Raw genomic sequence first — 12662 nt, forward strand, 5'->3', positions numbered from 1 at the left:
CGGCGCGGATCAGCCGTTCGCGAGCGCCACCACCCGGTCGACGTCGCCGTTGAAGCGGTTGTGGTCACCGACGGTCGGACCGGAGGACGTGTACTGCCACATCGTGTAGTAGCCCCATCCGGCCGGGAGTTCGCCGACCGTGCCGTTGTAGCGCGCCACCCAGAGCGGGTTGGTGGCGCCGAAGCCCGCGTCGTTGCCGGTGCAGTCCTTCCACCAGCTGGTCGCGGTGTAGATCACCGCGTCCCGGCCGGTGCGCGCCCGGTAGGTGTTCACGAAGTCGCGGATCCAGGCGACCATGCCGGCCTGGGTCTTGCCGTAGCACTGCGCGCCGTACGGATTCCACTCGATGTCCAGGACGCCGGGCAGCGTCCTGCCGTCCCTGGACCAGCCGCCGCCGTTGTCCACGAAGTAGTTCGCCTGGGCGGCGCCGCCGGTCGTGTCCGGGGTGGCGAAGTGGTAGGTGCCCCGGATCATCCCGACGTCGTAGGAGCCGTTGTACTGCTGGGTGAAGGAGGTGTTCTTGTAGTAGGTGCCCTCGGTGGCCTTGACGTAGGCCCACTTCACCCCGCTGTTCCAGAGCACCGGCCAGGCGACGTCGCCCTGGTGGCCGCTGACGTCGACGCCCTCGGTCTGGACGGCCCGCGCACCGGCGGGGGTGCCGCCCTGGCCGTCGTGGGCGATGACGCCCTGGCCCATCCGCGCCGTCCCGCGTTCGGGGAAGGCGGCGGAGCCGGCCGCGGAGGCCGGGCCGGGCGCCGCGAGCGCGAGGGCGAGGGCGGCGAGGAGGGTGCCGGCCGCGAAGCGGCGGCGGCTGCGGGGGGCTGCGGTACCGGATCCGTGCACGGGCATTGCGTGCCTCCGAGGGCTCGGTGGGGGAGCTCATGGCCCAGGAGCGGGTGCGGGACACTCCTGCGGTACGGGCGCCATGGTGTGGACATGCCACCCAGGGCGCTCCTGAAGCTACGCACGTAGACCCGCGCTCCGGAAGGGGGTCCGGGCACTGCCGGAGGTCTACGCCTGCGAAATACTGGCCCAGCTGCGGAGACGGCCGCGGCGGGAAGAAAGTTTCATCGGCGGGAAAGAGTATGAGGGGTGCGGACGTGCACGGGAGCGGAACCGACGGTGGACCCGGCGCGACGCCCGGGACCGGGGTGGACCACGAGTTCCTCGCCCTGGAGCGCGAGTTGGCGGTCTTCCTGCGCCGGGCGCGGGCCAACTCGGGGGAGATGGCCCGCGAGGTCCACCCGGACCTGGAGGCCGCGGCCTACGGGCTCCTCGTACGGCTGGAGTCCGCGGGGCCGCAGCGCGCCACGGATCTCGCCGCCTACTTCGGCGTGGGCAAGGCGACCATGAGCCGCCAGTTGCGGGCCCTGGAGGGCCTCGGGCTGGTGGCGCGGGAGACCGACCCCGCGGACGGCCGCGCCTCGCTCGTCCACCTCACGGACGACGGCCTCACGCGCTTCCGCAGCGTCCGCGACGCCCGCCGGGGCCGCTACGCCCGCAAGCTCGCGGGCTGGGACCGGACCGAGGTCGCCGAACTGGCCCGCCTGCTCCACCACTTGAACGAGCGCGCGGAGGGCTGAGCGGAGGACCGGACGCGCCCGGCGGCTACAGCTCCACGAGGAGCGCCGTGGCGTCGTCGTGCCGCTTGCCGCGGCCCAGGTGCACGCGGTCGGTGTCGGCCCGCTCCAGCTCCCGGACGCGGTCGATCAGCCGCTGCGGCCCCTCCCGGCGCAGTACCTCCAGCGCGGCGGCCCAGTCGCCCTCCCGGAACTTCTCCGTCCAGCGGCTCGCCCCGTCGGTCAGCGCCGCCAGGGCCCGCACCTCCGATCGCGGGGTCTCGCCGGTCACCGCGCGTGACGCCACCGAGGGATCCGCCGCAGCGGTGAAGAAGCCGCCCTCCTTGTTGCGGGCCCGCGCGTCCGCGATCTCCTCCGAGGCCAGCGTGCCCGGCGGCAGCCGGTCGAGGCGGTCGTCGAGCAGCGGCCGTACGGAACCGCCGGGCGCCTCGACGAGCAGGACGGAGTCGGAGAGCACCAGGTGCTCGACCCGCTCCGCGTCCCAGCGCGCCAGGACCACCGTCGCCTGAGGTGTACGCGGGTGAGAAAGGTCACACAGGGGCCGATGGGCGTCGGCGGTGCGCCGGACGGCCTCGGCGAGGATCTCCGGCAGCGTCAGGTCCCGCCGGGAAGCGCACAGTTCGGCCAGGGCGCCGCCGAGGCGCGCGGTGAACCAGGGGACCGAGTGCACACAGCCGTCGTCGCCCGCCGGCGGGGTGACACCGTCCAGGACGACGAGCGCACCACCCCGCCCTGCTGCGGGGACGGCTGCCGACGCCCAGTCCTCGTTGGGGCGTTCGGCACTGCCCGGCTCGGTGGCGATCTCGATGCGCATCCGGCCAGTCTGCACGACGTCTTCACGGCCCCTGCACGAACCCCCGGCCGAGCCGTACCAGCAGGTCAGGCGCCCCTCCGCCGGGACGGCACGGGCTCGCTGCATATGCGGGCGGGCATACTGCCAAAGCCTGGCCCGAACTTCCACCCGGCGGACCGTGCATGCCGGGCGGCGCCGGTGGGGAGACTTGTTCGCCAACTCCGGATTGCGGTTCACTCGTTCGAGTGGCGGAGCGGTTGATGCACGGCCCCCTCCCATAAGCGCTGGAATGGTCGGAAGCCGTACGGTGCACATCCAGGGCGGGGTGCCTCTCCCACGTGACCGTGCGTCACCTCTGCTTCAAGGGCGGACGAGTCAAGATTGCGAGCACCGGTGCAGAAGAAGCGGCCTCGGAGCAAGGACAGCACGCGCGCGGAGTCCGGGGCGACGCCCCAGGCGGCGGGTGCCTCCAAGCGGAACGTACGGGTACGCAGCCGGCTCGTCGCCGGCGTCGCCGTCGTGGGGATCACCGTCGTCGCCGCGGGCGCCCCGGCGGCCCTGAGCGCGTCCTCGGACCTCAACGAGTCCCAGCGGCTGGTCACGCTCGCCGAGCTGAACCAGCAGGCGATCACCCTCGCGCACTCCCTCGCGGACGAGCGTGACGAGGTGACCGTCCACATCGCGGGCGGCCGCGCGGAGGAGGACGACCGCAAGGACGCCACCACGGGGCCCGCGGCCCGGGTGGACCAGCAGGTCGACGAGATCCTGGACGCCGCCCCGGCGGCGCTGCGCAGGGACCTCGCGGCCATCCCCTCGCTCCGCAGGACCGCCCTCACCGGCAAGGGCTCCGCGATGGAGGCCTACCAGGCGTACTCCGAGGTCATCGCCAAGCTCCAGGGCGTCGCGGCCGAGCTCGCGGAGAAGACCCCGCCGCGCGCCGCCGACGCGACCCGGGCCCCCCTCGCCCTCGGCGGTGCCGTCGAACAGGCCTCCGCCACCCGGGGGTTGCTGCTGGCGGCGCTCGCGGTGCCCGGCACCCAGCCGCAGCAGCAGATCGACCCGTTCACCGGTCTGCCCGTCCAGAGCCAGGACACCGGCACCGACGACGGCGACCGCGACGAACTCAGCGCCGCCGCCCAGCAGGCACGGGTCCGCGAGCTCGCCTCGCTCGCCGAGTTCGACCAGGCGGCCGGGCGCTCCGCGCGCGACCGGCTGGCCTCCACGGTCACCGGCCCCGAGGTCACCGGGGCGGAGAAGTACCTCACCCGGTTCACCGACCGCCCCGAACTCTCCGACACCGACCGGAAGGCCGACCCCGATAAGGTCGAGGCCGCGCTGTCCGCCCGGATCGACCGGATGCGCGGGGTCGAGTCGGCGCTGGCCACCGCACAGATCGAGCGGCTGGAACAACTCCGCGACGACGACGTCACCGCGCTGGAGCTCAGTCTCGCCCTGCTCGGCGGCTGCCTGCTGATCGCCGTCGGCGTCTCCACCGCCGTCGCTCGCACCCTCACCCAGCCGCTCGCCGTCCTGCGGATCGGGGCCGGCCGGATCGCAGCCGAGCCGGAGACCGCCGAACCGGTCCGCTACACCGGGCGCAACGACGAGTTCGCCCAGGTCGTCCGGTCCATCAACGCCCTGCACGGCAGGCTGCACGGACTCCGGCACGACGTCTCCGGCCGGGTCGAGACCCTGCAGGGCGAGCGCGGTGATCTGATCGCCGGGCGTGAGGAACTCACCCTCCAGCGGGCCGAGCTCCAGGGCCAGGTGAAGGAGCTCACCGGGCAGCTCGAACGCCTGCGGAACACCGTCCACCACACCTTCGTGAACCTGTCGCTGCGCACCCTCGGCCTCGTCGAGCGCCAGCTCGGCGTGATCGAGGGCATGGAGGAGCGCGAGCAGGACCCCGAGCGCCTGGCGACCCTCTTCAAGCTGGACCACATGGCCACCGTGATGCGGCGCCACAGCGAGAACCTGCTGGTCCTCGCGGGGACCGACCACAACCAGGGGCACGTGGGCCCGATCCCGCTCGTGGACGTGCTGCGCGCCGCGGTCAGCGAGATCGAGCGGTACGAGCGGGTCACCATCCAGTCGCTGCCGCCGCACGCCCAGATCGCGGGCTTCGCGGCCGACGACGTGAGCCACCTGGTCGCCGAACTCCTGGAGAACGCGACCTCCTTCTCCCCGCCCGACTCCCATGTCGAGCTCTCCGGCTGGCTGCTGGAGACCGGAGAGGTGACGCTCTCCGTGCAGGACGCGGGCATCGGCATGTCGGCGGTCCGGATGGGCGAGCTCAATGCCAGGCTGGCGGACCCGGCGTCCTTCGAGGCCGGTGAACAGGCCGCGGACGGTGCCGGGCTGGGTCTTCAGGTGATCTCGCTGCTGGCCGCCCGCCACGGCGTACGGGTACAGCTGCGCGAGCAGAAGGGGAGCGGGGTGACGGCGGTCGTGGTCCTTCCGCAGACGCTGCTGCCCAAGGCGCCGCCCGCCGCCGGGCCGCCGCCGGTGCCGCTCTCCGGGGACGCCCCCGCGCTGAACCTCCCGGGTTCCGTGGCCGAGGCGAACTCCAACGCCCTGCCGTCCCGTCCGGGCCTCCCCGAGGCGGATCCGCTGATCGAGGCCGCCGAGCGCACCGCCCGGGCGGCGGGCCACGCGGCGGCCGGGACCGGGCCCGCGCCGGAAGGCGCCGTCACCGGCCCCGCCGCGCCCGACCCCGCCGCAGACCCCGCGGCGCCGGACGCGGGGGCACGGACGCCCGCCGCGCCCGCGCCGGAGACCGCCGTGCGGCCGGAGACCGTGACGCCGGACGCCCCGGAACCGGACGCCGTGCCGCAGGCTCCCGCCGCGCCCGCGCCCGCGCCCGAGGCCTCTCCCGCCGCGCCCGCGGCCGGCGAGGAGTCCGAGGCCGAGACCACGATGCAGGTCCGCCTCCCCGCGCAGGCCGACGCGCCGAGCCCGTACGCCATCGGGCCCGACCGCCACGAGCACGCCGCCGACACGAGCCCCGGGAGCGGTCCGGCGCCCGAGCAGGTCGCCGACGCCCTTCCCGGCCCCCGGCAGCCCCTGACCGGCCTCGGCGAGGAGGTGCCCGACCCGGCACCCGTGCCCGAGCGCCTGACCGGCAAGGGGCTGCCCAAGCGCACCCCGAGGATCTCCGAGCCGGTGCCGGCCGCCGCCACCGAGCGCAGGACCAGCGTGGACAAGGAGGCGCTGCGGCTCCGCCTCGGCGGCTTCCACCAGGGGGCGAAGGACGGCCGCCGCGATGTCGAGGCCGAGATGGCCGGGACCGACCCACAGACCGACCAGGACCGTACCGACGGTCGTATCGATGAGACGGGGGACACAGTCGAGGAGGCACGCAGTTGACTGCGCCCAGCACGTTCGGGCTGAGCACCGAGGCTCGTAACCTTCACTGGTTGCTGAGCAATCTCGTGGAGGAGGTGCCAGGAGTCCACTCGGTCACCGTCGTCTCGTCCGACGGGCTCATGCTGCTCTCCTCCGATCCCGGTCTCACGTCGGCCAGGGCCGAGGGCCGGCAGAAGGGCCCCAGAGGCTCCAGCGCCGACCTCGCCACCATCGTCTCCGGGATCGGGTCGCTCACGACGGGCGCCGCCAAGCTGATGGACGGCGGCGGCGTGAAGCAGACCATGGTCGCGATGGAGGAGGGCAGTGTCTTCGTCATGTCGATCAGCGACGGCTCCCTGCTCGGTGTGCACGCCAACCCCGACTGCGACATGAGCGTCGTCGCCTACCACATGGCGCTCTTCGTCGGCCGTGCCGGACACGTACTCACCCCCGAACTCCGCAGCGAGCTGCGCACATCGATGGAGAGCACCCAGTGACGTCTGCTGCTGAACCCGTGCGGAAGCTCCCCGTCAGAGGGGGCGACCGCAAGGTGGCGCGGGTCCGTCCGTACTCCCTCACCGGCGGCCGTACCCGCTTCGGCCACGTCCTGCTCGTCGAGACGTTCGTGGCCGCGCTGGACCCGCCCGAGGAGCGCCGGGAGCTGACCAACGGCAACCTCGCCTCGCGGGTCATGCCGGAGCTCCACGCCATCGTCGAACTCTGCCGCCGTATGCGTACGGTCGCGGAGATCTCCGCCCTGTTGAAGATGCCGCTCGGAGTCGTCCGGGTGCTGCTCAGCGACTTGGCCGACCAGGGAAAGATCCGCGTCTACGGCACCGGTCACGGCACCGGCCAGCCCGACCGCGCGCTGCTCGAAAGGGTGCTCGATGGACTCCGCCGTCTCTGAGGCGCCGCTCTTCACCCCGCGCCAGCGGGGGACGCAGGCCAGCCCCGACGAGTCGGTGCAGGCCTGGCAGCTGGACCACACGCGCGCGCCGATCGCCACCAAGATCGTGGTGGCGGGCGGGTTCGGGGTGGGCAAGACGACCTTCGTCCGCTCGGTCTCCGAGATATCCCCGCTGCAGACCGAGGCGGTGATGACGCAGGCCAGCGAGGGGACCGACGACCTCTCGGCCACGCCCGACAAGGTCACCACGACCGTCGCGATGGACTTCGGCCGGCTGACGCTGGACGACGACCTGGTCCTGTACGTGTTCGGTACCCCCGGGCAGCAGCGCTTCTGGTTCATGTGGGACGACATGGTGCGCGGCGCGATCGGCGCGGTCGTCCTGGCCGACACCCGGCGCCTCGCCGACTGCTTCGCCGCACTCGACTACTTCGAGAGCTGCGGCCTGCCCTACATCGTCGGCGTCAACCACTTCGAGGGAACGCCCGGTTACGAGGAGGACGACGTCAGGGAGGCCCTGACCGTCCCTCCGCACGTCCCGATCGTGATCATGGACGCGCGTCAGCGGATCAGCGCCGTCGAGTCGCTGCTCGCCCTGGTCCGGCACGCGCTCGCCGTCTCCCCCGAATGACGGCAGACGTACCCAGCCCACCTAACGGAGAACCGCGATGCGGAAGATACTCATAGTCGGAGCCGGCCAGTCCGGTCTCCAGCTGGCCCTCGGACTCCAGTCCCACGGGTACGAAGTCACCCTGATGTCCAATCGCACGGCGGACGAGATCCGGACCGGCCGGGTCATGTCCACGCAGTGCATGTTCGACACGGCTCTCCAGCACGAGCGCGACCTCCAGCTCAACTTCTGGGAGTCGCAGGCCCCGCGGATCGAGGGGGTCGGCGTCTCGGTCGCCGGTCCGGACTCCTCGCGGGTCATCGACTGGGTGGGCAGACTGGACGGCTACGCCCAGTCCGTCGACCAGCGCGTGAAGATGGCCGGCTGGATGGACACCTTCGCCCAGCGCGGCGGTCAGCTCGTCATCCACGGTGCGGCGGTCTCCGACCTGGACTACTTCTCCCGTACCTACGACCTGGTGATGGTCTCGGCCGGCAAGGGCGAGCTGGTCTCCATGTTCGGCCGGGACGCGTCCCGTTCGCCGTACGACACCCCGCAGCGCGCCCTCGCCGTCGCCTACGTCCACGGTCTGGGCCCGCGCCCGGAGCACCCGGAGTTCGACGCGGTGCGCTGCAACCTGGTGCCGGGGGTCGGCGAGCTCTTCGTCATGCCGACCCTGACGACCTCGGGGCGTGCGGACATCCTGTTCTGGGAGGGCGTTCCCGGCGGTCCGCTCGACGCCTTCCAGGGCGTCAAGGACCCCTCGGAGCACCTGGCCACGACGCTGGAGCTCATGGAGAGGTTCACTCCGTGGGAGTACGCGCGCGCCACCAAGGTCGAGCTGACCGACGCCAACGCCACGCTGGCGGGCCGTTACGCCCCGACCGTGCGCACGCCCGTCGGCAGGCTGCCCGGCGGCGGCCTGGTCCTCGGTGTCGGGGACGTGGTCGTGGCCAACGACCCGATCACCGGACAGGGTTCCAACACCGCGTCCAAGTGCGCGCACTCCTACCTGCACTCGATACTCGAACATGGTGACCGCCCGTTCGACGAGGCGTGGATGGGGGCGACGTTCGAGCGGCACTGGGAGAACACCCAGCACGTCGTGAAGTGGACGAACGCGATGCTCGGCCCGCCCCCGGAGCACGTGCTGAACCTGATCGGCGCGTCCGGGCAGCTCCAGCCCGCCGCGGACCGGTTCGCCAACGGGTTCGACAACCCGGCGGACTTCGACAACTTCTTCTTCGAGCCGGAGAAGACGAACGCCTACCTGGCCTCGCTCACCGGGGCCCAGTAGGCGCCTGGTCTGCGAAACAGCGGTCATCGTTGGTGAACGTTGGTGTCTGTGGGCCGTCCTTTGACGGCCCACAGACGGCCCGGCTTTTCATGACACCTGGCTGGCATCTCAACTGCCCCCTAGAGCAGGCGAGGGCCGGGCTGATTTCGTGCAACTGCCACCTCAAGGCCAGGTCGTGAGAGAAGATCGTGTGCGGTCCCTCTCAGGGGGACGAACGGAACCCTCGGCGGCCCTAAGGGGGAGCGCGTGCTCATCTTTGACACGAACGCTGTACACGATCTCGATCCCCACGGTGCCAAGGCGGACTTGCTACGCCTGCTGACCAAAGCGGGTCTGAGGATTTCAGCCCCATGGGTCGTCCTGGAGGAATTGACCGCTCATAAACTCTACGATTACCAGCGCGCCTTTGATTTGATGCGACGGCAACATAGGGAGCTTTCCTCCCTGGAGCCGAATCTCGCAGGGGCTGAGCCGCCTTTTCGAGGAGATCGCTTCGCCGAGTATTGGCGTGATCGATATTCGGAAATATTTCACACTATTCCGACCTCTGAATCTGCTCTTAAGCAATCCGTACTTCGGGAAGCCGCGAGCATGAAGCCAGCAAAAGTTGACAGGACTAAGAAGTCGGGTAGTCGTGACGTCGCTATCTGGTTCTCGATTCTTGAATACATGGATGAGCATCCAACGGAGAACGTCTTCTTCGTCTCGTCCAATACTTCGGACTTTGGCGAGCCTGCGGAGTGGCCCTTCCCGTTGGATCTAGATCTAGGGGACAAGGCATCGAGGATCACGCACCTGCTCAGCTTTGAGGAGGTCATCGATAAATTCACCCAGCCATCCGAAGCTCCTGCGGACGTGGGTGAAGTTCTCGCTGTACGCCTTGCTGCGCCGGAGGCCCTCGGTGGAATGAGGCATGCTCTGTGGGTGCGGCATCTAAAGAAGCTTTTCGCATCCAAGCATACAGTGACGCCCCGGACGCTCCACCTGCGAATGGAGCCGACCTTCACGGGTGAAATTGAATGTCGAAACATCGGCTCCAGCACCTGGTACTGGAGCAAGGTTTCCTGGCAGCTCTTCGTGCTGCCCAGAGGCAGTACCGATCCTCTCGTTGCGTCGTGGGATACGTCGATTCTGTTTCCGAAAGACGAAGAGGGAGGTATCTCGCTCTTGCGGAGTGGTCGATTGACTGTAATCGAACCCGAGAGTTTGAGTGAGATTATGGCAACCGCTCTTGCAACTTCCGTTGCGCGGGAGGAGGAGCGGCTGAATGAAGTTAGTGAAGAAGTGAGCGTAGATGATCAGCAAGATTGGGGCGATCTCAACCGGCTTACGGCTGCTGAAGCGAGAAATGCAAAGGCGCTAGCAAATAGAAGGACGGCCGGGTCCGCCTTTCGTTACGAGCAGAGAGTTTTGCAGGCACTTCGTCGAACGGTGATTGGCGAACTTGAACCCGTCGGAGTGGACGCAGAAGTTGATGCGGTCATCGTAACCAGAGGGGGGTTCATTGGGGTTATTATTAAACATGTATCGAGTGCATACGGATTTCAAAGCCTGTTTCGTAACTCATCTTTCCCGGACTCGCTGAGCGCCTTTCTGGTCATTACGAACCAGAAAATGCACGTCAAGCCGGTCATGGCCATTGGGCGCCCGGGTGGTGTAATTCAGTGGAACAGTAGGGATGATGATGATGCGATCCGCCGGGCTGTGCGAGTGATCAAGAGCGAGCTGGGCGAGCCGGGGGCTTAACGTGTGGCTCTAAGGGCCGACTTTCGGGGAGCGTTCTGTAGGACCCCCACGCCCACCACGTGCAGGTCGCAGACCCTCAGAGCAGTGAGCCTCTTCAGCGTTGCCGCTCCAGTGTGAGAATGGCCTTGGCGATTGATGTCATGCGGTTGGGGCTGCATCGGGACTTGCGGAAGATCCGCCAGGACTTCAGTCGGGCGACGCCGCGTTCGACAGGCGCTCGCGCTGCGGCCAGTGCTTGATTGAGGGTCTTTTGGGTGGGGGTGAGTTCCTGCAGGGGCCTGCGTTTGATGCCTGTGGTCAGCCACGGGCCAGCGCCCTGGTAGGCGAGATCGGCCAGGATGGGAACGCCCTGGCGCTCGCAGATCCGGATGATCCGGTGGGTGCGGGCCGCGGTCAGGTCATGGGCGCGGCCCGGCAGGGCGGGCGAGAGCCACAGCAGCCGGCCGCCGGGGTCGGTGACGACCTGCACGTTCACACCATGGCGCCGGTGTTTGTGGGAGTAGTCGGCCCGGCCGTCGCCGACCCTGTCGCACTCGGCGAGGGTGCCGTCGAGCAGGACGAAGTCGGGTTCGTGCTCGCGAAGCGTCTTCAGCAGGCCCGGTGCACGTTCGGCGAGCAGGTCGATGACCGCGCTGGTATGGGCGTGGGCGGTGGACTCGCTGATCCCGAACCCGGCAGCGATCTTCGCGAGAGTGGTGTGTTCGCGCAGGTACACCAGTGCCACCATCGCGCGCTGGGACGGGCGGAGCTTGCAGCGTCGGTCGCCCTCACGGGTGACGATCAGCATGGTGACCCACTCCACGAGTGCGTGCGGCAGGTCGAGTGCGGCAGGATGTGTGACCAACGAGGCCCCCGAGCAACGTGATTGAGACGTCAGACATCTCGATCAACAGCCCGGGGCCTCGCTCGTTGCGCTTCACGGCCATCCCCCGATCGGTGGCCAACTCGAAGAAGCTCACTGTTCCCACGGGAACACCTCCCCGCGATCGGTCGCGACGCCGGCCGCGCGCGGTGACCTGAGTTTCTGAACTTTCTGGACCCCCTTACGCGCGCCCGCGCCCGACTCCGAACTGCCGTGGGTCCCGAAAAATGCGCCCAATCATGCAATCGGGTATGAAGTAACGGGATAAAAAGCCCCCTTAGTACCGAAGAAGCTCCGTGGGTAGCACAACTGACGAGCAGTATCACGCGAATTCTGCAGACAGCCGGGCCCCGAAAATTACTACCTCAAATTTCGCTCAAGCGGATTGCCGGCGGTCTTCTCACGTGCGAAAGTACTCTCCGAAACAGCAAGTGCGCAGAGTGTAACTAGCGTCTTCCGAGGAGTGCTTTCGTAATGAATATCGTTCGTATGGGTGCCAAGGCCACGGCTCTTGCGGTGCTGGCTCTGCCTATCTTCGGGAGTACTGCCTACGCAGCCCCGCAGGCTGACGCCTCTGCCACTCCACTCGCGGCAGTGGAGACCTCATGGGGCTGCAACACCAATCCGACGGTGAAACGCTTCAACACGTCGTACACGCCCGGGAATAATTCCGTCACCGTGTACTACAACAATCACTGTAACCACAGCGTCAATTTTCACGTGTCCTTCTTTGACACCAAGAACCAGGTGAGGCACAGCTCTTCATGCGTGACGGTCCCGGCTGGCGTGAAGAGCAGCAAGAAGTTCGACAAGAGCATCTTCGACAACGTCGAAGGCACCTGGAAGGGATGCTGACCCCAGCCTGACTTCCGCCCACTGAGCTTCTTCGAGTTGGCCACCGATCGGGTGATGGCCGTGAAGCGCAACGAGCGAGGCCCCCGGGCTGTTGATCGAGATGTCTGACGTCTCAATCACGTTGCTCGGGGGCCTCAGCGCCTGATCCTGTCGGCTCCGAGGGGCAACCACGTGTGGCGTACTTCGCTCAACGAGGGGGCGTGGAAGCTTGCTCTCGTAGCGGCCGGCGTCATCCCCGAGCCGGAGACGGCGGACGACGACTATGCCGCAGCGCGGGAGCACGGGATGCACGCTCTCCGGCACTTCTACGCGTCAGCCCTTCTCGACGGCGGGGAGAACATCAAGGCGGTCAGCGAGTACCTGGGACACGGCGACGCCGCCATGACGCTGCGGGTCTACGCCCATCTCATGCCGAGCAGCCAGGAGCGCACGCGCAAGGCGATCACAGCCGCCTACGACAGAGGCTTTCACCGGGCCTGACGGCCCACAGACGGCCCAGAGCAAGACTTGTGCCCCTGAAATGCCGAGAGTTGGCAGGTCAGGGGCTCAACGCTGTGTGGCGACTGCTTCTTCGAGCCGGAGAAGACGAACGCCTACCTGGCCTCGCTCACCGGGGCCCGGGGCTGACACCCCGCACGAGGGCCGGGTCGCCGCGTTCCGTCACCTG

At 68.7% G+C, this 12662-nt stretch carries 11 protein-coding genes and 1 pseudogene; 9 read left to right on the forward strand and 3 right to left on the reverse strand.

Annotation, left to right across the window (positions count from 1 at the left end; all coding sequences use genetic code 11):
• Nucleotides 1-9 precede the first annotated feature (9 nt).
• Entirely contained in the window at nt 10-849 is an 840-nt protein-coding gene (locus ABZ172_RS09570; protein WP_356881949.1) for a lysozyme, read from the reverse strand.
• Nucleotides 850-1100: 251 nt separating this feature from the next.
• Between ABZ172_RS09570 and ABZ172_RS09575 the strand changes: the two genes are divergently transcribed.
• A complete protein-coding gene (locus ABZ172_RS09575; RefSeq protein WP_356881951.1) occupies nt 1101-1583 on the forward strand; it encodes a MarR family transcriptional regulator in 483 nt (160 codons plus the stop codon).
• Between the two features lie 25 nt (nt 1584-1608).
• Here ABZ172_RS09575 and ABZ172_RS09580 read toward each other — a convergent pair whose 3' ends face one another.
• Entirely contained in the window at nt 1609-2394 is a 786-nt protein-coding gene (locus tag ABZ172_RS09580) for a hypothetical protein (RefSeq protein WP_356881953.1), read from the reverse strand.
• A gap of 372 nt (nt 2395-2766) precedes the next feature.
• On the opposite strand from ABZ172_RS09580, the gene ABZ172_RS09585 reads away from it, so the two are divergent.
• From ABZ172_RS09585 to ABZ172_RS09610, 6 genes are all read left to right on the forward strand, one after another.
• A complete protein-coding gene (locus tag ABZ172_RS09585) occupies nt 2767-5739 on the forward strand; it encodes a nitrate- and nitrite sensing domain-containing protein (protein ID WP_356881955.1) in 2973 nt (990 codons plus the stop codon).
• Complete coding sequence (locus ABZ172_RS09590) at nt 5736-6215, forward strand: roadblock/LC7 domain-containing protein (protein ID WP_356881957.1); 480 nt, start codon at nt 5736-5738, stop codon at nt 6213-6215. The genes ABZ172_RS09585 and ABZ172_RS09590 overlap by 4 nt, the downstream gene beginning before the upstream one ends.
• Nucleotides 6212-6625 carry a DUF742 domain-containing protein gene (locus ABZ172_RS09595; RefSeq protein WP_356881959.1) on the forward strand — a complete coding sequence of 138 codons (414 nt, stop codon included), beginning with the start codon at nt 6212-6214 and terminating at the stop codon, nt 6623-6625. The genes ABZ172_RS09590 and ABZ172_RS09595 overlap by 4 nt, the downstream gene beginning before the upstream one ends.
• On the forward strand, nt 6606-7256 hold the full coding sequence (locus ABZ172_RS09600) for an ATP/GTP-binding protein (RefSeq protein ID WP_356881961.1): 651 nt from the start codon (nt 6606-6608) through the stop codon (nt 7254-7256). The genes ABZ172_RS09595 and ABZ172_RS09600 overlap by 20 nt, the downstream gene beginning before the upstream one ends.
• A 37-nt stretch (nt 7257-7293) precedes the next feature.
• Complete coding sequence (locus tag ABZ172_RS09605; protein WP_356881963.1) at nt 7294-8532, forward strand: styrene monooxygenase/indole monooxygenase family protein; 1239 nt, start codon at nt 7294-7296, stop codon at nt 8530-8532.
• Nucleotides 8533-8778: 246 nt separating this feature from the next.
• On the forward strand, nt 8779-10278 hold the full coding sequence (locus ABZ172_RS09610; RefSeq protein ID WP_356881965.1) for a PIN domain-containing protein: 1500 nt from the start codon (nt 8779-8781) through the stop codon (nt 10276-10278).
• 94 nt (nt 10279-10372) lie between these two features.
• Here the strand turns inward: ABZ172_RS09610 and ABZ172_RS09615 are convergent, their stop codons facing one another.
• A complete protein-coding gene (locus ABZ172_RS09615) occupies nt 10373-11122 on the reverse strand; it encodes a transposase family protein (protein ID WP_356881967.1) in 750 nt (249 codons plus the stop codon).
• 492 nt (nt 11123-11614) lie between these two features.
• Here ABZ172_RS09615 and ABZ172_RS09620 point away from each other — a divergent pair, with 492 nt between their 5' ends.
• Nucleotides 11615-11995 (forward strand): hypothetical protein, encoded by a 381-nt coding sequence (locus ABZ172_RS09620; RefSeq protein ID WP_356881969.1) that lies wholly within the window; start codon nt 11615-11617, stop codon nt 11993-11995.
• Nucleotides 11996-12130: 135 nt separating this feature from the next.
• Nucleotides 12131-12475: pseudogene (locus ABZ172_RS09625) on the forward strand (tyrosine-type recombinase/integrase); the annotation flags it as partial.
• Nucleotides 12476-12662 lie beyond the last annotated feature (187 nt).

This window comes from Streptomyces sp. NPDC006296 (genome assembly GCF_040613235.1).
Classification (GTDB): Bacteria; Actinomycetota; Actinomycetes; order Streptomycetales; family Streptomycetaceae; genus Streptomyces.